The 23,181-nt window shown below is 74.3% G+C and carries 25 protein-coding genes and 1 riboswitch; of the genes, 17 read left to right on the plus strand and 8 right to left on the minus strand.

Annotated features, from left to right (window positions below; all coding sequences use genetic code 11):
- The first annotated feature begins 26 nt into the window (after window positions 1-26).
- Complete coding sequence (locus ABD823_RS22225; RefSeq protein WP_344862634.1) at window positions 27-1,013, plus strand: C40 family peptidase; 987 nt, start codon at window positions 27-29, stop codon at window positions 1,011-1,013.
- A gap of 134 nt (window positions 1,014-1,147) precedes the next feature.
- On the opposite strand, the gene ABD823_RS22230 is transcribed toward ABD823_RS22225, so the two are convergent.
- The 3 genes from ABD823_RS22230 to ABD823_RS22240 all read right to left on the minus strand — a co-directional run bounded on the left by ABD823_RS22230 (window position 1,148) and on the right by ABD823_RS22240 (window position 3,734).
- Window positions 1,148-2,260, minus strand: coding sequence for a sensor histidine kinase (locus ABD823_RS22230; protein WP_344862636.1), 1,113 nt, complete (start codon window positions 2,258-2,260; stop codon window positions 1,148-1,150).
- Entirely contained in the window at window positions 2,257-2,961 is a 705-nt protein-coding gene (locus ABD823_RS22235; RefSeq protein ID WP_344862638.1) for a response regulator transcription factor, read from the minus strand. Before ABD823_RS22235 ends, ABD823_RS22230 begins: the two co-directional genes overlap by 4 nt.
- Before the next feature lie 68 nt (window positions 2,962-3,029).
- Window positions 3,030-3,734, minus strand: a complete 705-nt coding sequence (locus tag ABD823_RS22240; protein ID WP_344862640.1) for a VanZ family protein — start codon at window positions 3,732-3,734, stop codon at window positions 3,030-3,032.
- Between the two features lie 498 nt (window positions 3,735-4,232).
- A riboswitch (cyclic di-AMP (ydaO/yuaA leader) is annotated at window positions 4,233-4,392 on the plus strand.
- Between the two features lie 109 nt (window positions 4,393-4,501).
- Here ABD823_RS22240 and ABD823_RS22245 point away from each other — a divergent pair.
- The 4 genes from ABD823_RS22245 to ABD823_RS22260 all read left to right on the plus strand — a co-directional run bounded on the left by ABD823_RS22245 (window position 4,502) and on the right by ABD823_RS22260 (window position 8,333).
- On the plus strand, window positions 4,502-5,029 hold the full coding sequence (locus tag ABD823_RS22245) for a C40 family peptidase (RefSeq protein ID WP_344862642.1): 528 nt from the start codon (window positions 4,502-4,504) through the stop codon (window positions 5,027-5,029).
- A 114-nt stretch (window positions 5,030-5,143) separates the two neighbouring features.
- Window positions 5,144-5,926, plus strand: a complete 783-nt coding sequence (locus ABD823_RS22250; RefSeq protein ID WP_344862645.1) for a gluzincin family metallopeptidase — start codon at window positions 5,144-5,146, stop codon at window positions 5,924-5,926.
- Window positions 5,923-7,200 carry a M48 family metallopeptidase gene (locus ABD823_RS22255; RefSeq protein ID WP_344862647.1) on the plus strand — a complete coding sequence of 426 codons (1,278 nt, stop codon included), beginning with the start codon at window positions 5,923-5,925 and terminating at the stop codon, window positions 7,198-7,200. The genes ABD823_RS22250 and ABD823_RS22255 overlap by 4 nt, the downstream gene beginning before the upstream one ends.
- A complete protein-coding gene (locus tag ABD823_RS22260) occupies window positions 7,197-8,333 on the plus strand; it encodes a glycosyltransferase family 4 protein (RefSeq protein WP_344862649.1) in 1,137 nt (378 codons plus the stop codon). Before ABD823_RS22255 ends, ABD823_RS22260 begins: the two co-directional genes overlap by 4 nt.
- A 136-nt stretch (window positions 8,334-8,469) precedes the next feature.
- On the opposite strand, the gene ABD823_RS22265 is transcribed toward ABD823_RS22260, so the two are convergent.
- Entirely contained in the window at window positions 8,470-10,263 is a 1,794-nt protein-coding gene (locus ABD823_RS22265; RefSeq protein ID WP_344862651.1) for an AMP-dependent synthetase/ligase, read from the minus strand.
- A 233-nt stretch (window positions 10,264-10,496) separates the two neighbouring features.
- Between ABD823_RS22265 and ABD823_RS22270 the strand changes: the two genes are divergently transcribed.
- The 7 genes from ABD823_RS22270 (at window position 10,497) to ABD823_RS22300 (ending at window position 16,631) form a co-directional block, all read left to right on the plus strand.
- The gene (locus ABD823_RS22270) at window positions 10,497-11,264 is read left to right on the plus strand and encodes a metallophosphoesterase family protein (RefSeq protein WP_344862653.1); all 768 of its coding nucleotides are present in this window, start codon (window positions 10,497-10,499) and stop codon (window positions 11,262-11,264) included.
- 62 nt (window positions 11,265-11,326) lie between these two features.
- The gene (locus ABD823_RS22275; protein WP_344862655.1) at window positions 11,327-11,764 is read left to right on the plus strand and encodes an SRPBCC family protein; all 438 of its coding nucleotides are present in this window, start codon (window positions 11,327-11,329) and stop codon (window positions 11,762-11,764) included.
- A complete protein-coding gene (locus tag ABD823_RS22280) occupies window positions 11,761-12,933 on the plus strand; it encodes an ArsA family ATPase (protein ID WP_344862657.1) in 1,173 nt (390 codons plus the stop codon). The genes ABD823_RS22275 and ABD823_RS22280 overlap by 4 nt, the downstream gene beginning before the upstream one ends.
- On the plus strand, window positions 12,926-13,561 hold the full coding sequence (locus ABD823_RS22285; RefSeq protein WP_344862659.1) for a hypothetical protein: 636 nt from the start codon (window positions 12,926-12,928) through the stop codon (window positions 13,559-13,561). Before ABD823_RS22280 ends, ABD823_RS22285 begins: the two co-directional genes overlap by 8 nt.
- Before the next feature lie 21 nt (window positions 13,562-13,582).
- Window positions 13,583-14,527, plus strand: coding sequence for an ROK family glucokinase (locus ABD823_RS22290; protein ID WP_344862661.1), 945 nt, complete (start codon window positions 13,583-13,585; stop codon window positions 14,525-14,527).
- 168 nt (window positions 14,528-14,695) lie between these two features.
- A complete protein-coding gene (locus tag ABD823_RS22295) occupies window positions 14,696-15,409 on the plus strand; it encodes an endonuclease/exonuclease/phosphatase family protein (protein WP_344862663.1) in 714 nt (237 codons plus the stop codon).
- A 79-nt stretch (window positions 15,410-15,488) separates the two neighbouring features.
- Window positions 15,489-16,631, plus strand: coding sequence for a beta propeller repeat protein (locus ABD823_RS22300; protein ID WP_344862664.1), 1,143 nt, complete (start codon window positions 15,489-15,491; stop codon window positions 16,629-16,631).
- A gap of 93 nt (window positions 16,632-16,724) precedes the next feature.
- Here the strand turns inward: ABD823_RS22300 and ABD823_RS22305 are convergent, their stop codons facing one another.
- Complete coding sequence (locus tag ABD823_RS22305; protein ID WP_344862665.1) at window positions 16,725-17,195, minus strand: hypothetical protein; 471 nt, start codon at window positions 17,193-17,195, stop codon at window positions 16,725-16,727.
- Window positions 17,196-17,262: 67 nt separating this feature from the next.
- Window positions 17,263-18,027 (minus strand): alpha/beta hydrolase, encoded by a 765-nt coding sequence (locus ABD823_RS22310; RefSeq protein ID WP_344862666.1) that lies wholly within the window; start codon window positions 18,025-18,027, stop codon window positions 17,263-17,265.
- 150 nt (window positions 18,028-18,177) lie between these two features.
- On the opposite strand from ABD823_RS22310, the gene ABD823_RS22315 reads away from it, so the two are divergent.
- The 3 genes from ABD823_RS22315 to ABD823_RS22325 are packed head-to-tail and all read left to right on the plus strand — an operon-like array spanning window position 18,178 to window position 19,657.
- Window positions 18,178-18,891: a lysophospholipid acyltransferase family protein gene (locus tag ABD823_RS22315; protein WP_344862667.1), complete on the plus strand. Its 714-nt coding sequence runs from the start codon at window positions 18,178-18,180 to the stop codon at window positions 18,889-18,891.
- Complete coding sequence (locus tag ABD823_RS22320; RefSeq protein WP_344862668.1) at window positions 18,888-19,298, plus strand: FluC/FEX family fluoride channel; 411 nt, start codon at window positions 18,888-18,890, stop codon at window positions 19,296-19,298. The genes ABD823_RS22315 and ABD823_RS22320 overlap by 4 nt, the downstream gene beginning before the upstream one ends.
- Window positions 19,295-19,657 carry a fluoride efflux transporter FluC gene (locus ABD823_RS22325; protein WP_344862669.1) on the plus strand — a complete coding sequence of 121 codons (363 nt, stop codon included), beginning with the start codon at window positions 19,295-19,297 and terminating at the stop codon, window positions 19,655-19,657. Before ABD823_RS22320 ends, ABD823_RS22325 begins: the two co-directional genes overlap by 4 nt.
- 115 nt (window positions 19,658-19,772) lie before the next feature.
- Here the strand turns inward: ABD823_RS22325 and ABD823_RS22330 are convergent, their stop codons facing one another.
- Window positions 19,773-20,252: a MarR family winged helix-turn-helix transcriptional regulator gene (locus ABD823_RS22330; protein WP_344862671.1), complete on the minus strand. Its 480-nt coding sequence runs from the start codon at window positions 20,250-20,252 to the stop codon at window positions 19,773-19,775.
- Window positions 20,253-20,329: 77 nt separating this feature from the next.
- On the opposite strand from ABD823_RS22330, the gene ABD823_RS22335 reads away from it, so the two are divergent.
- Complete coding sequence (locus ABD823_RS22335) at window positions 20,330-20,761, plus strand: DoxX family protein (protein WP_344862672.1); 432 nt, start codon at window positions 20,330-20,332, stop codon at window positions 20,759-20,761.
- Window positions 20,762-20,837: 76 nt separating this feature from the next.
- Here the strand turns inward: ABD823_RS22335 and mmuM are convergent, their stop codons facing one another.
- Window positions 20,838-21,701 carry a homocysteine S-methyltransferase gene (gene mmuM, locus ABD823_RS22340; protein ID WP_344862673.1) on the minus strand — a complete coding sequence of 288 codons (864 nt, stop codon included), beginning with the start codon at window positions 21,699-21,701 and terminating at the stop codon, window positions 20,838-20,840.
- Between the two features lie 217 nt (window positions 21,702-21,918).
- On the opposite strand from mmuM, the gene ABD823_RS22345 reads away from it, so the two are divergent.
- Window positions 21,919-23,151: a GAF domain-containing sensor histidine kinase gene (locus ABD823_RS22345; RefSeq protein WP_344862675.1), complete on the plus strand. Its 1,233-nt coding sequence runs from the start codon at window positions 21,919-21,921 to the stop codon at window positions 23,149-23,151.
- The last annotated feature ends 30 nt before the right edge of the window (window positions 23,152-23,181 follow it).

The following is a 23,181-nucleotide window of genomic DNA, read 5'->3' on the forward strand; positions in this document are numbered from 1 at the left end:
AGGGCGTAGTAGTGGCCTGGGCGGGCATGCCGAGAATCCATGGGCGGGCACCTGTCGCGGCAGGGCTGGCGCTCGCGGCGCTCCTGCTGCCGGTGCTGCCGGGCGGCGACGCGCTCGCCGAGCCGAAGCCGACGATCGCCGAGGCCAGGAAGAAGCTGAAGAAGCTCAACGAGCAGGCCGACCTGATCGTCGAGAAGTACAACCAGGCGGGCGAGAAGTGGAAGAAGGCCCGCAAGCGCTACCAGACGCTCAACGACGACCTGAAGCGGCAGAGCCGGAAGGTCGCCGGGCTGCGCGAGGAGCTCGTCACGATGGCCGTCAGCAACTACCAGCTGGGCGCCGCGACGGGCTGGGAGGGCCTGATCGCCCGGTCCGACCCGGGCGCCCTGCTGAGCGGCATGGCCAGGATGGACCAGATGTCGGCGCTGAGGGCCCAGTCCCTGAGGGCCTTCGACGAGGCCACCGAGAGCCTGCGGGCCGACCGGGACAAGGCCAAGAAGGCCCTGGCGGAGGCCGACGCCTCGCGTGACGAGCTGGCGGAGCAGAAGGCCAAGGCCGACAGGATGGTCAAGGAGCAGATCAAGCTCCTGCGCGAGCTCGGCGCCTACCGCACGGGTGACCCGAACAGCCCCGGCATCCAGTACACCGGGCCGGCCTCGGGCAACGCCCGCAAGGTCCTGGAGTTCGCCTTCGCCCAGGTCGGCAAGCCGTACCGGTACGGCGGCACGGGCCCCGGCGCCTGGGACTGCTCCGGGCTGACCCAGGGGGCCTGGCGGGCCGCGGGGGTCAGCCTGCCCCGGACGACCTGGGAGCAGTGGAGCTGGGGCGCGAGCCGGAGGGTCTCCCTGGACGCCCTCCAGCCGGGCGACCTGATCTTCAGCGAGGGGCTGGGGCACGTGAGCATCTACGTCGGCAACGGCCAGATCGTCCACGCCCCGCAGACCGGCGACGTCGTCAAGGTCGTCACGCTCTCGTCCTACGGCCGCCGCCTGGTGGGCGCCGTCCGCCCCTGAGGCCCGCGCGGCGCTCCGGGCCGCCCCGGCGCCCGGCTCCGGCGTCCGGCCGATCGCCGGGGAGCGGCTCCGGCCCCGCGCGGCGCGCCGCTCGGGAGGACGCCTGCGGCGTGCGGGAGGCCGCACCGTGACGCCTACGGCGTGCGGGGAAGCCGCACCGTGACGAGGAGACCGCCGCCGGGGCGGGCGACGAGGCCGAGGGTCCCGTCGTGGGCGCGGACGACGCTGTGCACGATGGCCAGGCCGAGTCCGACGCCGGCGTGCCCGTCGGTGCGCACGCGCTCCGTTCCGCGCTGGAAGGGCTCGGTGAGGGCCGGTACCCGTTCCGGTGGGAGCCGGCGGCCCGTGTTCCCGACCCGGAGCACGCTCGCGTCGCCGTGCTCCTCGGTGTGGACCGTCACGGTGCCGCCGACGGGGAGGTTGTGGACGATGGCGTTCTGGACCAGGTTCGTCACCATCCGCAGCAGGAGCTCGGCGGAGCCGCTGGTCCGGGCCGCCCCGCCGGTGACGTCCAGCGTGATCCGGCGCTGTTCGGCGAGGGGGAGCAGCGTCTCGGCGGCCTCTTCGGCGAGGAGGGACAGGTCGACGTCCTGGCGGGTGAAGTCCGCGCGGTCGCCGCGGCTGAGCAGCAGGAGGGCGTCGGTGAGGTCGATCGCCCGCTGGTTGACGGCGTGCAGGCGCTCGATGAGTTCGTCCCGGTCCCGCGCGGGGTCCTTGCGGGCGACGTCGAGGAGCGTCCGCGAGATCGCCAGCGGGGTGCGCAGTTCGTGGGAGGCGTTCGCGGCGAACCTCTGCTGCTCGGCGACGTGGGACTCGAGCCGTTCGAGCATCGCGTCGAACGCGTCGGAGAGCTCACGGAACTCGTCCTGGCGGCCTTTCATGCGGATCCGGTGGGACAGCGACCCGTCGGCGGTCATCCGGGCCGCATCCGTGATCTGCGTGAGGGGCGCGAGCATCCGACCGGCGAGGATCCATCCGCCCAGCAGGCCGAACGCCAGCAGGAAGGCCAGGGCCTGGGCCGCGCGGGGGGCGAAGGCGCGCTGCAGGTCGGTGCGGTTGGGCGCGAACCTCGGGAGCGGCGCGCCGGGCCGGCCGCCCTCCAGCCCGGTCATGAGCGCGCCGTCGGGCACGTAACGCAGCAGGAACACCCATACCACGGCCAGCAGGAGAGCTCCGGCGAGCAGGAGGAATCCGGCGTAGCTGAGGGTGAGCCTCAGCCGGGCGCTGGGTCCCGGACGCCTTTTCACGGGGTGCCGCCGGGGCGGGCGGGGCCGGCGCCTGCGCCGGCCCCGGTGTCGATCCGGTAGCCGACGCCGGGGACCGTGGCGATGAGCCATGGCTCGCCGAGCCGTTTGCGCAGTGCGGAGACGGTGATGCGGACGGCGTTGGTGAAGGGGTCGGCGTTGGCGTCCCAGGCCCGCTCCAGCAGCTCTTCGGCGCTGACGACGCCGCCCTCGGCGGCGACGAGGACCTCGAGCACGGCGAACTGCTTGCGGGTGAGCGCGACGTAGCGCCCGTCCCGGAAGACCTCCCGGCGGAAGGGGTCGACCCGCAGACCCGCGATCTCCCTGACCGGGGGCCGGGCGTGCGCGCGTCTGCGGTCGAGCGCCCTCAGCCGCAGGACGAGCTCCCGCAGGTCGAACGGTTTGGTGAGGTAGTCGTCGGCGCCGAGCCCGAACCCGGAGGCCTTGTCGTCGATCCGGTCGGCGGCGGTGAGCATGAGGATCGGGATGCCGCTGCCGGAGGCGACGATGCGCCGGGCGACCTCGTCCCCTGAGGGGCCGGGGATGTCGCGGTCGAGGACCGCGAGGTCGTAGGAGTTGACGCTGAGCAGTTCCAGGGCGGAGTCGCCGTCGCCGGCGATGTCGGCGGCGATCGCCTCCAGCCGCAGACCGTCACGGACGGCTTCGGCCAGGTAGGGCTCGTCCTCCACGATCAGTACGCGCATGCCCGGAGCTTAGGCGGCACGATGTATCGCCGGGGTATGCGAGGGCGCGGGCACCTCGGGGACGCGGCTCAGTCCGCCGGTGCCGGCGCGGGGCGGGGCCGGGCCGGCGGAGCCTCCGTCGCGGTGCGCCACCAGCGGCGCGACGCCAGTGCGGCGAGCACGGCGCCGGCGGCGTTGAGCAGCACGTCGTCCACCGAGGACACCCGGTCCAGCCGCAGGGCGTACTGCGCGGTCTCGACCAGGACCGAGCAGCCCGCCCCGAGCGCCAGGACCCGCGGCGCGGACGCCAGCGCCGCGAACCGCACCGGAGCGAAGAACCCCAGCGCCGCGAAGACCAGCAGGTTGCCGCCGACGCCGAGCGGCCCCATCGTGACCAGGTCCCGCAGCGGGATCAGGCTCACCCGGCCGGGGGCGGTTCCGGCTCCCGGACCCGGCATCATGGTCATCCAGACGAACGGCGCCGTCCCGTGGACCATGCCCACCTCGGCCAGCGACGTCCGCCACGCCGACGCGGCGCCCGCGGCACGCCGGCGGCGCGCCAGAGCCCACGCCACCAGGGCGGCCGGCGGCAGCGCGACCAGCGTCATGAGCAGCACGCCGTTGAACGTGTCGAAGCAGCCGTGCCACCGGCCGGCGAAGCACGCCGGGGCGGACATCAGCAGCGGCCGCCGCACGGTGAACACCACGCCCGCCAGGCCGAGGACCGCCAGGCCGGCGAGCCCGGTCCTGCGGACGCGGCGGGGCGGTGACGACAGGGATGCACTCCGGTTCATGTCCCCATCGGAGCCGCAGGGCCGTTGCGGTGGCGTATGCGATTTCGGATACGCCCGCGATACCTCACCCGCCTTTCCGTGAAGTTTATATCTCTTTGTCGGTTTTTTGTCGGCGATCTCCGAGGGCTGCCGGTCCGGCGGGACCGGTCCGTCCCGTGCCCTGGCGTCGGGCGAACCGGTCCCGCCGGGCGGCGGCTCCCCGGGATTCCGTGAAGATCATCACCACTGTGACTGGAGTTACAGAAGTGACAACGTTCGGACAGCGAACCTCCAAATGTGACGAGCGTCATATCGGGGTGGTGGACTCCCCGTTATCCAGCGGTTATGAAAAGAGGGAAGAGCCTCCCCGATCTTCGAACGGGGTAGTGCCTTTGCCGAAGTTTGGGGATCGGGGTACCTTCTGGCGTCGCGGCGAGCAAGCCATGCCGTCGCAATGCAGCGGCCCCCGGAGGCCGCCCTCCAGATGAATATCCAGTCGGCCACGCGAGGTCTGAAAACCGCTGTGGCCTGCCGAATCCATGCAGCCAGGAGGCATGGAACCGGGGAACCAACAGGCATTCGAAGAATGCCAGGGGTGAATCGGCATCGTGTTATGCCGTAGGGCGTCTTCCCCGCCCGAATCCGTCAGCTAACCCGGTAGGCGTCAGTGGAAGTCCCAAGGAGAAATCCTGTCTACCACCCTGCAGAACCCTAGTTCGTCGCGCCTTTTTCGCCTTTCCGTCGGCGGTTTCGCGCTCACCCTGACCGCCTCGGCCGGCGCGGTCGCCATGGACGCCGCGCCGGCGCTGGCGGCGCCGGGCGGCGCGACCGCGGCGGGGACCGGCGCCCTCACGGCCGCCCCGGTGACCGCCGGGGCCGCCGGACCGGCGGTCGCCCGGATGAGCGCTCAGGTGAGCAAGGCGAGGGCGAAGGCGAGCAAGGCCGTACGGCAGAAGGCGAGGGCGGCCAAGGCCGTCTCGGTGGCCAAGCAGCAGGTCGGCGACCCCTACCGGTGGGGCGCCACCGGCCCCGGCGCGTTCGACTGCTCGGGGCTCGCGCAGTACTCGTGGCGCAAGGCGGGCGTGAAGCTCCCCCGGATCACGCACAGCCAGTACCGTGCCGTCAAGAAGAAGGTCTCGTGGGCGGGCCTGCGCCCCGGCGACCTGCTCTTCTTCTACGGCAAGGGCCATGTCGGCATCTACGTCGGCAAGGGAAGGATGGTCCACGCGCCGAGCAGCGGCAAGACCGTCCGGATCGTCAGGCTGAAGGGCTACTACCGCACCTCCTTCGCCGGAGCGGTCCGGCCCGGCGCCTGAGCGCGCACCCGCCCTCCGGCGGGACCGGCACCCCGGCGGGGCCCGGTGGGAACGGCCCCGGCCGTCGTCCGCACGACGGCCGGGGCCGCTCCCTGTCGCGTACCATCGACGCATATGTCCGTCCCCCAGGGGCGCCGCGCCGTGCTCGCCGGGATGCTGGCGCTGATCGGCGCCGGTCCGGCCGCCGCGGCCGCGCCGATCCCGGCCGCCCCGTGGCCCGGCGCCGTCGTGCTCCGCGGGCGGGACTCCGTCGTCGTCGCGCACCGCGCCGCGGCCGGCCTGCTGGAGGACCTCGCGGCCCGCGCCGAGCGGGCCCGCCGGCGGATCGCCGGGATCTGGGGGCCGGTGCGCCCGGTGGTGCTGCTCCCCGAGACCGACGCCGAGGCCGCGGTGCTCGCGGGCGCCTCCGGGCCCGGGGCCACCGCCGGCATGGCCGCGCTGGCCACCGCCGACCGGGTGGTGGTCCTGCCGAGCGGCTACGCCCGGCTCAGCGAGGTCGGCAGGGACGTGGTCATCACCCACGAACTCGTCCACGTGGCCACCGGCGCGACCCGGGGCGGCCGGGTGCCGACCTGGCTGTCGGAGGGGTTCGCCGACTACGTCGGCTACGCCGGCACGGGGCTGGACACGCGCACGGTCGCCGCGGAGCTGGCCGCGGAGGTGCGCGCGGGCGTGCTGCCGGAGGGCCTGCCCGGTCCCGCCGACTTCGCCCCCGGCGCCCCGCGGCTCGCGCAGGCCTACGAGGAGGCCTGGCTCGCCTGCCGCTACGTCGCCGAGCGTTTCGGCGAGAGGGCTCTCGTGAGGCTCTACGGTGGTGATGCCGAGACAGTGCTCGGCCTCACCGCGGCGGAGCTCACCGCGGGCTGGCGCGACTACCTCCGGAGGGTGCTGGCATGACGTCGAGCGGGACGCGCGCGTCCGGCGGGCGGCGGGCGGCGGGCTGGGCGCTGGCGGTGCTCGGCGCCGCCACGCTGGCCGTCACCGCGCTCACCACGCCGTGGCGGGCGCTGCCGGACGGCGCCCCGCCCGTCGCCGCGGACCCGGCGCGCGACTTCACCGCCGGGCAGATCGCCCGTTCGGCGGCGTTCGACGCCGCGGTCAGCCCGCCCGCCTACGTGTCGCTCGGCCTGACCCTCCTGGCGGCCGGGGTGCTGGTGGCGACCCCGCTGGGCGCGCGGGCGGTGGGGCGGCTGCGCGGACCGTGGTGGGTGCGGGTGCTCCTCGGCGTGCTGGTGATCTCGGCGGTGGTGGAGCTGCTGCGCTGGCCGCTCGGCATGTGGCAGGAGGTCCACCTGCGGGACTACGGGCTGTCGGTGCAGACCTGGCCGTCCTGGTCGGCCGACCGGCTCAAGAGCATCGCGGTGCGGACCGGGCTGACGGCGGTCATGGTGCTCGCCGTGGTCGCGCTGGCGCGGCGCTTCGCCCGCTGGTGGATCCCCGCCGCGCTCGGCGCCTTCACGCTGACCGTGGCGGTCTCCTTCGTCTACCCGGTGGTGGTGGAGCCGCTCTTCGACGACTTCACGCCGATGCAGGCGGGACGGCTCCGCGACGACCTGCTGGCCATGGCCGAGCGCGACGGGGTGCCGGTCGGGGAGGTGCTCGTCGCCGACGCCTCCCGCCGGACCACCGCGGTCAACGCGTACGTCTCGGGATTCGGCGCGACCCGCAGGATCGTGGTCTACGACACGCTGCTGCGGGCCCCGGCCGACGAGGTCGAGCTGGTCGTGGCGCACGAGCTGGGGCACGCCAGGAACGGCGACGTGCTGTACGGCACGCTCGTCGGCGCCCTGGGCGCGGCCTGCGGGGCGTGCCTGCTGTACCTCGTCACCTCCTCGCGCGCGCTGCGCCGGCGCGCCGGCGTGCCCTCGGTCGCCGACCCGGCGGCGACGGCCCTGCTCATGGGGCTGCTGAGCCTGGCCACCGTGCTGTCCGGCCCCGCGCAGAACCTCGTCAGCCGGCAGATCGAGGCCCGCGCCGACGCCCACGCGCTCGACCTGACGCGCGACCCGGTGACGTTCGCTGCCATGCAGCGGCGCCTGGCGCTGTCCAACATCTCCGACCTCTCGCCGGACGCCGTGGAGCACCTGCTGTACGCCTCCCATCCCGCCATCCCCGAACGCATCGCCATGGCGCGTTCCTGGGCCGCGCTGAACGGCCTGCCGGAGCCGTGAAGCGCACGCTGATCGTCACCAACGACTTCCCGCCCCGCCAGGGCGGCATCCAGTCGTTCGTGCACGGGCTGGCCACGCGCCTGCCCGCGGACTCCGTGGTCGTCTACGCGCCCGCCTGGCCCGGCTGCGAGCGCTTCGACGCCGGCCAGCCGTACCCCGTCGTGCGCCATCCCACGTCGCTGATGCTCCCCACCCCCGGCGTCGGGCGCCGGGCCGCGGAGCTGCTCACCCGGCACAAGTGCGACACCGTGGTGTTCGGGGCGGCGGCCCCGCTCGGCCTGCTCGCACCGCGGCTGCGGGCGGCCGGGGCGGAGCACGTCGTCATGCTGACCCACGGCCACGAGGCGTCCTGGGCCCGCCTCCCGCTCGCCCGGCACCTGCTGGCCAGGATCGGCGGCCACGCCGACGCGATCACCTACCTGGGGGAGTACACCCGGCGGCTGCTCGCCCCGGTGGTCGGCGAGGAGCGCCTCGTACGGCTCGCGCCCGGCGTGGACACCGCGGCCTTCTCCCCGGACGCGGCCCGGGGCGGCGCCGCCGCCGCGCTCCGGGCGGAGCTCGGGGACGGGCCGGTGGTGGTCTGCGTCTCCCGGCTGGTGCCGCGCAAGGGCCAGGACGTGCTGGTCCGAGCCTGGCCGCGGGTGCTGCGCGCGGTGCCGGGCGCCCGGCTGGTGCTGGTCGGCGGCGGGCCGTACCGGGGGAGACTGGAGCGCCTGGTCGACCGGCTCGGCCTGCGCGGCGCGGTCCGGCTGACCGGGCCGGTGGACGCCGCCGAGCTGCCCGGCTACTTCGCGCTCGGGGACGTGTTCGCCATGCCGTGCCGTACCCGGCTGGGCGGCATCGACGTCGAGGGGCTCGGCATCGTCTACCTGGAGGCGTCGGCCAGCGGGCTGCCGGTGCTGGCGGGCTCCTCGGGAGGGGCGCCCGACGCGGTGCTGCCCGGCGAGACCGGCCTCGTCGTGGACGGCGCCTCGGCCGGCGCGGTGGCCGGCGCGCTGCTGGAACTGCTGGGGGACCCGGCCCGCGCCCGCGCGATGGGCGAGCGCGGGCGCGCGTGGGTCGGCCGGGAGTGGAGCTGGGACCTGGTCTCCGCGCGGTTCGCCCGGATCCTGGAGGCGGAGCGGCCGTTCTGACACCGCGCGGCGCGGGGGAGCGGGGCGGTCCCTGAAGGGCGGTGCGGGGAGCGGGGCGGTCCCTGGAGGGCGGGGGCGGAGAAGGCGAGGGCCCCGCCCGGGGGTCCGGGCGGGGCCCTCGCCAAGAGGCGGTGCGTCAGCCGTACAGCGCGTCGATCTGCCTGGCGAAGTCGCGCATCACGACGTTGCGCTTGATCGACTGCTTCGGCGTGACGTGCCCGGTCTCCTCGCTGAGCTCGATGTCGAGGATCGTGAACTTCTTGATCTGCTCGGCCTTGGAGACCGACCGGTTGGCGTCGTCGACGGCCTTCTGCACCTCGGCGATGACCGCGGAGTCGGCGCTGAGCTCGGCCAGCGTGGCCCCGGCCCGGCCGTTGGCCGCCTTCCACTGCTCCAGCGCCTCGGGGTCGAGGGTGACGAGCGCGGCGACGAACGGCCGGCCGTCGCCCACCACCAGCGCCTGGCTGACCAGGGGGTGGGCGCGGATGCGGTCCTCCATCGGGGCCGGGGCGACGTTCTTGCCCGCGGCGGTGACGAGGATCTCCTTCTTGCGGCCGGTGATGCGCACGTAGCCGTCGGCGTCGATCTCGCCGACGTCGCCGGTGTGGAACCAGCCGTCGGCGTCGATCGCCTCGGCGGTGGCCGCCTCGTTGTTCCAGTAGCCCTTGAAGACGTGGCGGCCCTTGACCAGGATCTCGCCGTCGCCGGAGATGGCGACCGAGACGCCGGGGAACGGCTTGCCGACGGTGCCGATCTTGTTGGCGCCCGGCATGTTGACCGTGGAGGGGGCGGAGGTCTCGGTCAGGCCCCAGCCCTCCAGCACCTCGATGCCCACGCCCCGGAAGAAGTGGCCGAGCCGGTCGCCCAGGGCCGAGCCGCCGCTGATGGCGGCCCACAGGTTGCCGCCGGTGGCCGCGCGGAGCTTGCCGTAGACCAGCTTGTCGAACAGGGCGTGCTTGAGCTTGAGGCCGAGGCCGGCGCCCCCGGAGGACTCGGCGCGGCTCCAGGCGATGGCCGTGCCCGCCGCGGCGTGGAAGATCTTCCCCTTGCCCCCGGCGACGGCCTTCTGCTCGGCGCCGTTGTAGACCTTCTCGAAGACGCGCGGCACGCCGAGCAGGAACGTGGGCTTGAACTCCTGCAGGTCGGGGGCGACGTTCTTCATGTTCGGGGTGTGCCCGAGCGCCGTGCCCGTCTCGATCAGCACGATCTGGATGATGCGGGCGAAGACGTGCGCGAGGGGGAGGAAGAGCAGGACGGAGCGGTTCTCCACGGTGAACAGCCGCTCCAGCGGGCCGTAGGCCACGTTCCGCGCGGTGAACAGCAGGTTGTCGTGGGTCAGGCGGCAGCCCTTGGGCAGGCCGGTGGTGCCGGAGGTGTAGACGATCGTGGCCAGGTCGGCGATGCAGCGCCCGGTCCGGCGCTCGGTGACGGTCTCGTCGGGCACGCCGGCGCCGGCCGCACCCAGCTCGTCCAGCGCTCCGCCCTCGATGCGCCAGACGTGCTCGACCGCGTCGAGCTTGGGGAGGACCTCGCGGACGGTCTCCTCGTGGGACTCCAGCTCCACGAAGACCGCCTTGGCGCCGCTGTCGGAGACGATCCACTCGACCTGGTCGGCCGAGGACGTCTCGTAGATCGGCACGCTGACCGCGCCGGCGGTCCAGATCGCGTAGTCGATCACGGTCCACTCGTAGCGGGTGCGCGACATCAGGGCCACCCGGTCGCCCGGCTCGACGCCCGCGGCGATCAGGCCCTTGGCCACCGCGACGACCTGGTCCCTGAACTCCCGTGCGGTCACGGCGGTCCAGCCGTCGCCCGTCTTGCGGCGCAGGGCGACCGCGCCCGGCTCCTGCTCGGCGCGCTGGAACACCGTGTCGGTCAGGTTGGCGGAGGGGGGGACATCCACCAGCACGGGGACGCTGTACTCGCGCACGGGGCACTCCTGAAGACGCACGGATCGAGATGGGTTAACAGGAAGTTATCGCGATAAGTTACGCGTGGGTAGATTCGTCACCCAGGCGTTACAAGGGCGAATTCACGCTATCAGCCCTGCCGGGCGGGGCCGTCGAACGCGACGGGCCGCCCGGAGGTCGCACCCTATTTGTTACTTATGTCGGTATCTTCGCGTCCGGCCGGGGAACGCACCGGCTGGTTAGGATGTCCGCCATGCGGGTTCATGTCGTCAGCGATGTGCACGGACGGACCGACGCCCTGGCCCGCGCTGCGGACGGAGCCGACGCGCTCGTCTGCCTCGGCGACCTGATCCTCTTCGTCGACTACGACGACCACTCCCAGGGCATGTTCGCCGAGCTCTTCGGCACGCGAGCGGCCGCCGAGCTCATCGCCCTGCGCACCGCCGGGCGCTTCGACGAGGCCCGCGCCATGTCCGCCGCGCTCTGGGCGTCGCTGGACGGCGACCCGCGCGAGCACATCGAGCGCTCCGTCCGCCGCCAGTACGCGGAGATCTTCGCCGCGATGCCCACCCCGGCCTACCTCACCCCGGGAAACGTGGACCTGCCGCGCTACTGGCCGGAGTACGCGCGCCCGGGCCACCGCGTGCTGGACGGCGAGAGCGTCGAGATCGGGGGGCTGCGGTTCGGCTTCGTCGGGGGCGGGCTGCGCACGCCGTACCGGACGCCGAACGAGATCGACGACGAGGAGTTCGCCCGAAAGGTCGAGGCGGTCGGCGAGGTGGACGTGCTGTGCTGCCACATCCCCCCGGCCGTCCCCGAGCTCCTCTACGACGTGGTCGCCCGCCGCTTCGAGCGGGGCAGCGAGGCCGTGCTGGAGGCGATCAGGCGGACCCGGCCGCGCTACGCGCTCTTCGGCCACGTGCACCAGCCCCTGGCGAGCCGGGTGCGCATCGGGCGGACGGAGTGCGTCAACGTGGGCCACTTCCGGGGCAGGGGCGTGCCGTACGTGCTCCGGTGGTGAGGCCGCGGGCGCTCCGCGGCGAGACCGTCCGGCCGGGCGGGCACCGGTAGTACGGTAACCCCATGGCTGATCGCACGACCTCCAGCATCACGATCGGCGCGGACCGGTCGACCATCATGACGGTGATCGCCGACTTCGGCGCCTACCCGGAGTGGGCCGGGCAGGTGAAGGCCGCGCAGGTCCTCGCCACCGGGCCGGACGGCCGCCCGGAGCGGGTCAGGTTCGTCCTGGACGCGGGCGTGATCAGCGACGAGTACGTCCTCGCCTACACCTGGCACGGCGACGAGTCCGTCGACTGGACCGTCGCCGAGGAGGGGAAGATGGTCTCCGGTCTCACCGGGAGCTACCGCCTGGCCGAGGTGCCGGGCGGCACCGAGGTGACCTACGAGCTCGCCGTCGACCTCAAGGTCCCCATGATCGGCATGATCAAGCGGAAGGCCGAGAAGGTCATCATCGACACCGCCCTGAAGGGACTGAAGAAGCGCGTCGAGAACGCATGACGCGCGTCCTGCTCTTCACGGGCAAGGGCGGCGTCGGCAAGACGACCGCGGCGGCGGCCACCGCCGTCCGCGCGGCGCGCTCCGGGCTCAAGACCCTGGTGGTCTCGACCGACACCGCGCACTCGCTGGCCGACGCGCTCGCGGTGGGCGTCCCCGCCGACGGGCCGGCCGAGATCGAACCCGGCCTCCACCTGTACCAGGTGGACACCCAGCGGTCGCTGGAGCGCCAGTGGGGCGAGCTGCGCGACTACGCCCGGGGCGTCTTCGCCGAGCTGGGCCTCGACGAGGTCACCGCCGAGGAGATCACGGTGCTGCCGGGAGCCGAGGAGGTCATCGCGCTGCTGGAGCTGCGCGAGCAGGCCCGCACCGGCCGCTGGGACGTGATCGTCGTCGACTGCGCGCCCACCGCCGAGACGCTCCGGCTGCTCGCCCTGCCCGAGGCCCTCGACTGGCACGTCAACCGGCTCCTCCCGGCCGGCCGGCGGCTGCTGCGCACGCTCTCCCCGCTGATCCGCCGGGTGGCGATGGTCAGCGTCCCCGACGACCACGTGGTCGGCGCGGGCGAGCGCCTGCACCGCGCGCTGATGGAGGTGCGCGGGCTGCTCACCGGCGCCGGAGCCAGCGTCCGGCTGGTGCTCACCCCCGAGGCGGTCGTGCTCGCCGAGGCCCGCCGCACGCTCACCTCCCTGAGCCTGTACGGCTACCGCGTCGACGCGGTGGTCGCCAACCGCGTCTTCCCCTCGGGGGGCGCCGACCCGTGGCGGGAGGGATGGGTGGCCGCCCAGGCCCGGCGCCTGGCCGAGGTCGGCGAGTCCTTCGCGCCGCTGCCCGTGCACACCGTCCCCTACCTGGACGCCGAGCCCGTCGGCCGGGACGCGCTGGCCGCCGTCGCCGAGGCCATGTACGGCGGGACCGACCCGTTCGCGCCGCCCGCCGGGGAGCCGCCGCTGCGGATCACCCCCGAGGGGGAGCTGGTCCTCGCCCTGCCGCTCGCCGAGAAGGGACAGGTGGACCTGGCCAGGAAGGGCGACGAGCTGATCGTCACCCTGGGCCCGTACCGCCGGGTGCTGGCCCTGCCCGCCGCGCTGGCCCGCCGGGCCGTGCGGGACGCCGCGCTCTCGGACGGCCGTCTGCGGGTACGGTTCGAATCGGGAGGGCCAGATGACTGAGAACACCGGGAACACCGGGAACACCGACAACACCGGGAACATCGAGAACACCGCGAAGACCGGGACCGCGGGGACCACCGGGAACGCCGGGGGCACCGGGGGCGCGGGCGGACCGGCCGGCCGGCCGGACGAGGGCCGCGCCCGGGAGCGGGACACCGCCGCGGGCCCCCGCGACGAGCGGGGCGGCCGGGGCGGGCGCGACGAGTGGGGCGGCCGGAGCGGGCGCGACCCGATCGGGAGCGCGGCCGAGGAGGCGCTCAAGCTCTTCGACACACTCCAGCGCAAGGCCGCACGGGAGCTGCGCAAGAACCTGGTCAAAGGCACCATGACGGGGTTCGGCAGCGCGTTCTCCGGCGGCGGCCGGGGCGGCAGGGACGTGTGGGAGGAGGCGGTCGCGGACGAGCAGGAGGAGTACGTCTGCCGCGCCTGCCCCGTCTGCCGCGCCATGGCCGCGCAGCGCGAGTCCGGCGGGCAGGTCGCCGACCACCTGATGCAGGCCGGTTCCGAGCTGTTCGCCGCGTTCAAGTCGGCGGTCGACGCGCTCAACAGGCCGCAGGCCTCGCAGCGGGCGCGGGAGCGTGGAGCGTCACGGGAGGAGACCCCCGTGGAGCACATCGACCTGGGGTGACCCGGGGGGAGAGGGTGAGAGATGGCGCTGACCATCGGCGTTGACATCGGCGGTACCAAGATCGCGGCGGGCGTCGTGGACGACGGCGGCCGGATCGTCGCGCAGTGCCTGCGCCCCACGCCGGCCCAGAGTCCCGAGCGCGTCGCCGACACGATCGCCGAGGCGGTCCGGGAGCTGGCGGAGGGCCGCCGGATCGAGGCCGTCGGTCTGGGCGCCGCCGGGTTCATCGACGAGACCCGGTCGGTCGTGCGGTTCGCGCCCAACCTCGCCTGGCGGGAGGAGCCGCTGCAGAAGAAGGTCTCCGGCCTCGTCGGCCTGCCCGTCGTGGTGGAGAACGACGCCAACGCGATGGCCTGGGCCGAGGCGCGCTTCGGCGCGGGCCGCGGCGAGAGCCACATCGTGTGCGTGACCGTCGGCACCGGCATCGGCGGCGGCATCGTGCTGGAGGGCTCCCTGTACCGGGGGCGCTGGGGCATGGGCGCCGAGCTCGGGCACATGCAGGTGGTCCCGGAGGGACGCCCGTGCGGCTGCGGCAACCTCGGCTGCTGGGAGCAGTACGCCAGCGGCAACGCGCTGGTCGCCGAGGCGCGGCTGCTCGCGGAGGCCGACCCGGCGCGGGCGGCCCGGCTGCTGGAGATCGCCGGCGGCACGGTCGCCGACATCGAGGGCCCCGAGGTCACCGACGCGGCCAGGGAGGGCGACCCGGTGGCGCTGGCCGCCTTCGCCTCGATGGCCGAGTGGCTCGGCCAGGGACTGAGCGACCTCGCCGCCGTGCTCGACCCGGGCTGCTTCATCCTCGGCGGGGGCGTCTCCCGCGCCGCCGATCTCTGGATCGACGGGGTCCGCGAGTCCTACGCCCGCAACCTGACCGGACGGGGGCACCGCCCGCCGGCCGAGATCCGCCTGGCCGAGCTGGGCGCCTCCGCCGGTCTGGTCGGCGCCGCCGACCTCGCCCGCTGGCGCTGACCGGGCCCGCGTCGGCCGTACCGGGGCGCGACCGGGACAGGGGATCGGGGCGCGGGGCGGTGCCCCGCGCGTTCCCGCCCGCGGGCCGCTGGTACGCCGCGCCCGCCGGGGCTACGCTCGCTTCACGCCCCGGTGCCGCCCGGCGGCGCCCGGCAGTGTGAGGTCGCGATGGCTCTGCGGATCGCCAGCTACAACGTGCGCTCCATGCGCGACGACGTCGCCGCGCTGGGGCGGGTCGTCGCCGCGCTCCGCGCCGACGTGCTCTGCGTGCAGGAGGCGCCCCGGTTCCTGTGCTGGCGGCGCAAGCGCGCCAGGCTGGCCGCCTTCGGCGGGCTGCGTGTCGCCGCGGGCCTGCGCGCGGGCGGCCTGGCCGGGCTGACCGGTCCGGCCGTCCGGCTCCTGCACGGCGAGGGCCGCCTGCTGGCGCCCTTCCCCGGCCTGGAACGGCGGGCGATCGCGATCGCCGTGGTGGAGGCGGGCCCGGCCCGGGTGGCCGTCGGCTGCGTCCACCTGGATCTGGACGGGGCCGCCCGGCTGCACCACGCCGGTGAGGCCCTGGAGCTGATCGCGGACGTCGCCGGCCGGTTCGGCGCGCTGCCGGTGCTCGCCGGGGACGTCAACGAGCTGCCCGGCCAGCCGGCCTGGCGGCGGATCACCGAGCTGCTGACCGACTGCTACCCGGCGGCGCCGCGCGGCGACGGCCTGACCTTCCCCGCCCGCGGCCCGGGCAAGCGCATCGACGCGGTCTTCGCGGCGGCGGGGATCGGGGTGCTGTCCTGCGGCGGCGTCGACGCCGATCCCGCCGACCTGGCGGCCGCCACCGACCACCTTCCGGTGGTGGCGGAGCTGGACTGCGCGCAGGCGGCCGGCCCCCGCCGCTGAGGGCGGCGCCCGGCGGGGCGCCCGGGCGAGGGCGGGGACTCGCACACGGCCGGTGAGCATCACCCGTACCATTTGGTGCATGACCCGTCGCCTTCCGCGGCGTGCGCTGGCGCTGTGCGCGGGAGGACTGCTCCTGCCTCTCCTGGCCGCGCCGGCCGCGTCCGCCGATCCCGTCCGCCCGCCCGCGGCGGGGACCTGGCAGGCGCCGTCCACCGCCCGGCTGAGCGCCGACGGGTCGCTGTCCGACGTGGCCGGGATATCCGCCGACAACGTGTGGGCGGTGGGCCAGCAGAGCGTGTGGGACGTCTGGCAGAGCCGCGGCGCCATCACCCACTGGAACGGCGAGACCTGGACCGAGGTCGGCATCCGCAACGACCCCACCGGGGCCGGGCTGCTGCGCTCGGTCGCGGCGGCCTCGGCGAGCGAGCTGTGGGCCGTGGGCGAGGGCCACGACGGCCTGCCGTACCTCGCGCGGGGGGACGGCTCCGGCTTCGAGCGGGTCGCGGTCGACGCGCTGCACGCGGGCGACTGGCTGGGCGGGGTGGCGGCGGTCCCGGGCCGGGTGGTCGCCGTGGGCCGCCGGGACAGGCAGCCGCTGATCGCCACCGGCTCCGGCGGCGCCTGGCGGCTCACCCCGGTCGGAGGGCGGGGCACGCTGTACGGGGTGGCCGTCACGGCCAAGGGCGAGGGCTGGGCGGTGGGCGACACCGGCGGCAGGCCGCTGGCCATGAGGCTGTCGGACGGGCAGTGGAAGTCCTTCCCCGTGCCGGAGATCCCCGGCGGCTACCTGCGCGACGTCCACGTCAACGGGCCCAGGCGCGCGCTCGCCATCGGCGGCGTCCACCGCGACTCCGGCGAGGTGGTCCCGCTGGTGCTGTCCTGGAACGGCAAGAAGTGGTCCAGGGTGGCGGTGCCGGAGCGGGACGTGCGGCTGTACGGCGTGACCGGCGACCGCAAGAACCGCTTTTGGATCTCCGGCGTCGACCTGGAGCGGCCGGGGGAGGCGTTCCTGCTCCGCTACGACGGCCGCGCGCTGAAGACGCTGCGCGGGGCCGAGCCGTCCGCTCCCCGGACGATCCGGCTGCAGGCCGCGGCCTACCTGCCCGGCACGGGCACGGTCTGGACCGTCGGCCACGTGGTGGACGCCGGCGGGCGCTACACCGACGTGATCGAGCGGTTCGAGACGAAGGTGCCGGGCGGTGCGGAGCGGTCGAGGTCCTGACGGAGGAGCGCGGCCCGGCCGGACCGCGCCCGGGGGGAGAGCCCGGCGGGGCCCGGCGCGGAGCCGCGGCGGGGGACAGGTCCGAGCCGGGGGTCAGACGACCGCGCCGTCGTCCCAGCCGGAGCCGCCGGGCGGGCCGTCGCCCATCCGCACCACCAGCGCCACGAAACCCCCGATGAACGCGGCGACCGCGGTGAACAGCGCCCAGCCCCGCAGCTCCCACCCGGCCGCCGCGGTCACCAGCAGGTAGGCGGGCCCGCCGAACAGGGCCGCCCACGCGACCTTGGTCGCGGCGTCGGTCTTGGGCAGCGGCGGAGGGGGCGGGGGCACGTAGTGCCCCTCGTCGTCATCGTCCCGCGGCTCGTCGCCGGCCGTGCCGGGACCGTCGTCCGCGGGCTGCGGGAGCGCCTCCTCGCCGGCGTCCTCGGCCACCCGGCGCGGGGGGCCGGCGGGGAGGTTCTCGCTGTCCGGCCACGGCTGGTCGGCCGGGTCGCGCTCGGCGGTGTCGTTGAAGGACGCGACGATCTGCCGCCAGACCTCGTCCTCGTCGCTCTGCGGTGTCACTTAGCTGAGCCCGTCGCTCATAAGCCGGTCACTTCCTCCCCGGAGACCGCGCATCCCCCGCCGGTGTTCAGTCTCTCTGCAAGGGTACAGAGGTGTTCGTCCGGATGAACTCCAGGCTCTCCGCAAAGATCCGGTCGGCGTCGTTGTCGAGGGTCGCGACATGGTAGCTGTCGGCGAGCTCCACCACATTGAGGTTCCCTCCGGTCAGCCTCTCGCGGAGGATGCGCACACTGGTCGGTTTCACCACATGGTCCTGCGGGCTGTGGAAGACGAGCACCGGCTGGGTCACCTTGTCCAGCTCGGCCTGGGTCAGCGCCCAGAGCCGGGGAAGGCTCGCCGCGGCCTTGACCGGGGTGCGGTCGTAGCCCACCTCGACCGCGCCCTCCTTCTTGATGTCGCCGGCGACCCCCGGCACCGACGGGACGAACAGCCGCAGCAGCGGAGCGAGCCGGAGCAGCGGCACGTCGTTGGCGATCGAGGGGTTGACGACGACCACGCCCCTGACGCCCTCGCCGTGCACCTCGGCCAGGCGCAGCGCCATGCAGCCGCCCAGCGACAGACCCGCCACGAAGACCTCGGCGCACCGGCCCCGCAGGTCGGCCAGGGTCTTGTCCAGCTCGGCGTACCAGTCCTCCCAGCGGGTGCGGTTCATCTCCCGCCAGGTGGTGCCGTGGCCGGGCAGCCGGGGCAGCGCCACGGTCAGGCCCGCCTCGGCCAGGTGCTCCGCCCAGGGGCGCAGGGCCTGCGGGGTGCCGGTGAACCCGTGGCAGAGCAGGACACCGACCGGACCGCCTGCGCGGTGGTACGGTTCCGCGCCGGACATGATTGGCATCGTCACTCCTTGTCAGGCTCGCCTGATCGTCGCACGTTCGGGACCTGTTTTGCGAGAGTGTGATTTGTGGGCTTTCGCGGTGTAGGTGGCGGAGACTGAAGGTGGGAAGATGGCTCCAGGTCACTTCCTGTTCGACCAAAGGAGCATCGAGTGTTCTACTGGGTGGTGAAGGCCATCCTCTCGCCCTTCCTTCACGTGATCTTCCGCCCCTGGGCGGAGGGGGTGGAGAACGTGCCGAAGGAGGGCCCGGTGATCCTGGCCGGCAACCACCTGTCCTTCGCCGACCACTTCTTCGGCGCGCTGTTCCTCCCGCGCAAGGTGATCTCCCTCGGCAAGGCCGAGTACTTCACGGGCAGGGGCCTGAAGGGGATGATCAGCCGGGCCTTCTTCAGCGGCGTCGGCACCGTGCCGATCGACCGGTCCGGGGGCAAGGCCAGCGAGGCCGCGCTCCGCACCGGCCTGCGCATCCTGCGCGAGGGCAACGTGCTCGGCATCTACCCCGAGGGTACCCGCTCCCACGACGGACGCCTCTACAAGGGGAAGACCGGCGTGGCGCGGCTGGCGCTGGAGTCCCGCGCGCCGGTCATCCCCTGGGCGATGGTCAACACCTTCGAGATGATGCCCCCCGGCCGCCCGCTCCCGCGCCTGGGCATCCGCCCGGGGGTGAGGTTCGGCGAGCCCCTGGACTTCTCCCGCTACTACGGCATGGAGGAGGACCGGCTGGTCCTGCGGGCGGTCACCGACGAGATCATGTACGCGCTGATGGAGCTCTCCGGCCAGGAGTACGTCGACAAGTACGCCGCGAGCGCCAAGGCCGAGGCCGCCCAGGCGGCGAAGGAGGCGAAGAAGGCCGGACGGCGGTGAGCGGCGTCCGGCGCCCCGGCCCGGCCCGCGCGGTCACGGCCGCGGTCGCCTGCGGCGGCGCGCTGGGCGCGCTGGCCCGCTACGGCCTGGGCACGGCGTTCCCGGCCGGACCGGACGCGTTCCCCTGGACGACCCTGGCGGTCAACGTGTCCGGCTGCCTGCTGATCGGGGCGCTCGTCGTGTGGCTGGTGGCGGCGGAGCCCCATCCCCTGGCCGGGCCGTTCCTGTCCACCGGGGTGCTCGGCGGCTTCACCACCTTCTCCTCCTTCGCCGTGGAGGTGGAGGGCCTGGTCCGCCTCGGGCGGCCCGCCGCCGCGCTGGCCTGCCTCGTGGCCACCCCGGCCCTGGCCGTGGCGGCGGTGCTCGCCGGGGCGGCCCTCGCCCGGCGGGTGCGGCGGGCCCGGTGAGCGGGCTGCTGCTGGCGGTGGCGGTGGGCGGGGCGGCCGGGGCCGTGCTGCGCCACCTCGCCGCCGCGCGCTCCGGCCCGCACTTCCCCTGGGGGATCCTCGCCGCGAACACGGCCGCCTCGTTCCTGCTCGGCCTGCTGACGGCGGGCGCGGCCGCCGGCCGGGTGCCGGGCTGGGCCTTCGCCCTGGGCGGCGCGGGGTTCTGCGGGGCGCTCAGCACCTACAGCACGCTCGCCTACGACGTGGTGCGCCTGGCGGAGGCGGGAGAACGCCGCCTGGCGGCGGCGGACCTGGCGCTCACCCTGGCGGCGGGCCGGGCGGAGGCGGCCGCCGGGGCGGCCGTCCCCCGGCTGCCCTAGCCGTGCCCGCGGCTGCGCGGGACCCCGCGGACGGACACGCGGGCCGGCGTCGCGCGTGTCCGTCCCGCGGGTCCGCGTCCGGCCGGTCCGCGTCCCCGGATCCTCGTCCCGCCGCTCAGCCGTCGGCGGGCGGGGCGGGGGAGCGGCGCATCGCCGCCTCCATCTTCCGCATGGCCCGGGTCATCGTCTCCAGCTCGTCCCGGTCGAGCAGGTCGATCATCAGCTCGCGGACGACGGCGACGTGGCCGGGCGCGGTGCGCTCCAGGCAGGCCGCGCCCTCGGCGGTGAGCACGGCCAGGACGCCGCGCTCGTCGGAGGCGCAGGTCTCACGGGCGACCAGCCCCATCGTCTCCAGCCTGCCGACCTGGTAGGTCAGCCCGCTCCGGGAGACCACGACGCGCCGGGCCAGCTCGCTCATGCGCAGCCGCCGCCCGGGGGCGGCCGAGAGCATCACGAGGATCTCGTACTGGGCGTGGGTCAAGCCCGCGTCCGCTTTCAGCTGTTCCTCGACGTGCCGCTCCAGCAGGTGGAACGCGGTCAGATAGGCCGTCCATGCGGCCATCTCGTGTTCGTCGAGCCATCGCGTTCCGTTCACCCGCCCAGTTTACAAGTCGTTCAAATTTGAACTATACAGTCGTATCCCGGTTCAAATCTGAACTATCAGGAGGAGTCATGTTCGATCGGGCACGGTCCATCGCGTTCCTGCTGGGACGCGTCGCCATCGGGGCGATCTTCCTCGTGCACGGCTGGACGAAGTTCAGCTCCGGCCTGTCCGGCACGGCGGGCTTCTTCGAGTCGGTGGGGATCCCCCTGGCGGGCGTCGCGGCGCCCGCCGTGGCGGTCCTGGAGGTCGTCGGGGGCATCGCGCTCATCCTGGGCGCCGCGCTGCCGGTCTTCGGGACGCTGCTCGCGCTCAACATGCTCGGCGCGATCCTCTTCGTCCACGGGCAGGCGGGGTTCTTCGCCGACAAGGGCGGCTACGAGTTCGTCCTCGCGCTGGCGGCGGCCAGCCTGATGATCGCCTTCAGCGGGGGCGGCGCCCTGGCGGTCGACTCCCTCTGGCAGGGCCGCCGCGACCGCACGGGCGCCACGACCTCGGTCTGAGCCCCCCGCGCGCGGGCGCTCCCGCGGATCCCGCCCGGGGCCCGCGGGAGCGCCCCGCCCGGGGCGGGGACGCCGCCTACCCGCCGTAGACGTGCTCGCGGATCTGCCGGATGTGCTCCGGGGTGGTACGGCAGCAGCCGCCCACGAAGTCCGAGCCGGCGGCGTGCCACCCGGCCGCCGCCGCGCCGAAGCCGACCGGGTCGGCCGGCCCGCGCCAGCGGCGGGCCGAGGCGTCCCAGGTCTCGCCGGAGTTCGGGTACACCATGACGGGCTTGCCCTCGATGCGCGGGATCAGGCTGGGGACGTGCCGCGGCGCGGTGCAGTTGACGCCGACCGCGATCACCCGCGGGTCGCCGGCGAACAGGGCGGCGGCCCGCCGGAGCGGGGTGCCGTCGCTGATGTGCTCGCCGTCGCGGCAGGAGAAGCTGACCCAGGCCCGCACGCCCGGGGTCTCGCCGAGCAGCCGCCGCAGCGCCCGCGCCTCGGCGTAGGACGGGATGGTCTCGCAGGCCATCAGGTCGGCCCCGCTGCCGGCCAGGATGTGCCAGCGGTCCCGGTGCCAGGCGGCCAGGCCGTCCTCGTCCAGGTCGTAGTCGCCGGTGTACTCGGCCCCGTTCGCGAGGAAGGCGCCGTACGGGCCGACGCTGGCGGCGACCGCGCCCTCGCCGTGGGCGTCCCTGGCCTCGACGGCCAGGCGCACCGCGAGCAGGATCAGCTCCTCGGCCTGCGCGGGGGAGAGTCCCCTGCGCAGGAACGCGGGGATGTTCGCCTGGTAACTCGCCGTGGTGGCCACCTGGGCGCCGGCGGCGAAGTAGTCGAGGTGCGCCCGCCGGATCAGTGCGGGCTCCTCCACCAGGAGCTTCGCCGACCACAGCGGGTCGCGCAGGTCCGCGCCCAGGGACTCGAGATGGGTGGCGAGCCCGCCGTCGAGAATCACCATCCCGCCACTGTACGTCACCCCCGGAGCCCCCGTCCCGGAGACGATCACCGGGCGGCCGCGTCCGGCCCGGGAGTGGGACCGCCGTGCGGTGGGGAGAACCTGAGGCAGTGATGGCCGGATTTTTCCCGGTCACGGAGGCCGACGGCGCGAGGGGCGGCCGAGACTGGGGATGGAGGGCCGGCACGGGACCGGGCGTGAGGAGGGGGCGATGGCCGGGATGCCGATACCCTCTGACGAGGCTGAACGGCTGCGGGAACTGTACGACCTGGTGGCGCTGGAGGCCGCCGAGAAGGCGGGGGACGGCGAGGTCGCCCTGGAGCCGGACTTCCAGTCCATCGCCGACCTGGCCGCCTACGTGTGCCGGACGCCGATCGCGCTGGTCAGCCTGGTGGGCCGGGAGCGGCAGTACTTCAAGGGCCGCACCGGAGTGCTGTGGGCCGGCACCGACCGGCAGATCTCCTTCTGCGCGCACACGATCTGCGGCCGCACGCTGCTGGAGGTCCCCGACGCGTCCGCCGACCCGCGCTTCCGCGACAACGTCCTCGTCACCGGGAATCCGCACGTGCGCTTCTACGCCGGAGCCCCGATGGTCAGCAGCCGGGGGTACGCGCTGGGCACGGTGTGCGTGCTGGACCTGCGGCCCCGCCGGTTGAACGCCCAGCGGCGCCAGGCCCTGCTCACCCTGGCCAGGGAGGCGGCCGTGCTGCTGGAGGCCCACCGCAGCGCCCGCCTGGCCGAGGAGGCCGTACGGCACCTGCAGGAGATGGACGACCTCAAACGGCACTTCCTGACGGGCATCAACCACGAGCTGCGCACCCCGCTGACCTCGATCCGCAGCTACCTGCAGCTGATCCTGGACGGAGAGCTGGACCGGGAGACCGAGCAGAAGTTCCTGAGGGTGATCGAGCGCAACGGCGACCGCCTGCTGGACGTGCTCGACGAACTGCTCCTGCTGTCCAGCCTCAACGCCCGCACGGCCGTGTTCTCCCCCGGCCCGGCGGACCTGGCGGCCGTCGTGCGCCTCGCCGTGCAGGAGGCCTGCGCCAAGACGTCCCACCGGCAGCACGCCGTGGCGGTGAAGGCTTGCGGACGGGTCGAGGTGGAGGCGGACACCGGGCGGTTGCGGCACGCGCTGGTCCACCTGCTGGACAACGCGTTCAAGTTCACCCCGCCGGAGGGGAGGGTGGACGTCACCGTCACCGGCGGCCCGCCCGCCGTGGAGATCCGCGACAACGGCATCGGCGTCACGGAGGAGGACGTCGAGCGCGTCTTCGAGAGCTTCTACCGCGCTCCGGAGGCGGAGAGGCTCGCGGTCGGCGGCACCGGTGTCGGGCTGGCCATCGTGAAGAAGATCGTCCAGCTGCACGGCGGCACCGTGCGGATGGAGCACAACCCCGGCGGGGGCATCTGCGTGCGCGTCACCCTGCCGGAGCCGCCGCCGCGGATCTGAGGTCCCGCCCCGCCGGGAGGTCCTCCCCGC

Source organism: Planomonospora alba (assembly GCF_039534085.1).
GTDB lineage: Bacteria > Actinomycetota > Actinomycetes > Streptosporangiales > Streptosporangiaceae > Planomonospora_B > Planomonospora_B alba.

Coding starts and splice junctions, on each gene's coding strand:
- ABD823_RS22225 (WP_344862634.1), top strand. CDS start 27: ATGCCGAGAATCCATGGGCGGGCACCTGTCGCGGCAGGGCTGGCGCTC.
- ABD823_RS22235 (WP_344862638.1), bottom strand. CDS start 2,961: ATGCGCGTACTGATCGTGGAGGACGAGCCCTACCTGGCCGAAGCCGTC.
- ABD823_RS22240 (WP_344862640.1), bottom strand. CDS start 3,734: ATGAACCGGAGTGCATCCCTGTCGTCACCGCCCCGCCGCGTCCGCAGG.
- ABD823_RS22245 (WP_344862642.1), top strand. CDS start 4,502: ATGGACGCCGCGCCGGCGCTGGCGGCGCCGGGCGGCGCGACCGCGGCG.
- ABD823_RS22250 (WP_344862645.1), top strand. CDS start 5,144: ATGTCCGTCCCCCAGGGGCGCCGCGCCGTGCTCGCCGGGATGCTGGCG.
- ABD823_RS22255 (WP_344862647.1), top strand. CDS start 5,923: ATGACGTCGAGCGGGACGCGCGCGTCCGGCGGGCGGCGGGCGGCGGGC.
- ABD823_RS22270 (WP_344862653.1), top strand. CDS start 10,497: ATGCGGGTTCATGTCGTCAGCGATGTGCACGGACGGACCGACGCCCTG.
- ABD823_RS22275 (WP_344862655.1), top strand. CDS start 11,327: ATGGCTGATCGCACGACCTCCAGCATCACGATCGGCGCGGACCGGTCG.
- ABD823_RS22280 (WP_344862657.1), top strand. CDS start 11,761: ATGACGCGCGTCCTGCTCTTCACGGGCAAGGGCGGCGTCGGCAAGACG.
- ABD823_RS22285 (WP_344862659.1), top strand. CDS start 12,926: ATGACTGAGAACACCGGGAACACCGGGAACACCGACAACACCGGGAAC.
- ABD823_RS22290 (WP_344862661.1), top strand. CDS start 13,583: ATGGCGCTGACCATCGGCGTTGACATCGGCGGTACCAAGATCGCGGCG.
- ABD823_RS22295 (WP_344862663.1), top strand. CDS start 14,696: ATGGCTCTGCGGATCGCCAGCTACAACGTGCGCTCCATGCGCGACGAC.
- ABD823_RS22300 (WP_344862664.1), top strand. CDS start 15,489: ATGACCCGTCGCCTTCCGCGGCGTGCGCTGGCGCTGTGCGCGGGAGGA.
- ABD823_RS22310 (WP_344862666.1), bottom strand. CDS start 18,027: ATGCCAATCATGTCCGGCGCGGAACCGTACCACCGCGCAGGCGGTCCG.
- ABD823_RS22335 (WP_344862672.1), top strand. CDS start 20,330: ATGTTCGATCGGGCACGGTCCATCGCGTTCCTGCTGGGACGCGTCGCC.
- mmuM (WP_344862673.1), bottom strand. CDS start 21,701: ATGGTGATTCTCGACGGCGGGCTCGCCACCCATCTCGAGTCCCTGGGC.
- ABD823_RS22345 (WP_344862675.1), top strand. CDS start 21,919: ATGCCGATACCCTCTGACGAGGCTGAACGGCTGCGGGAACTGTACGAC.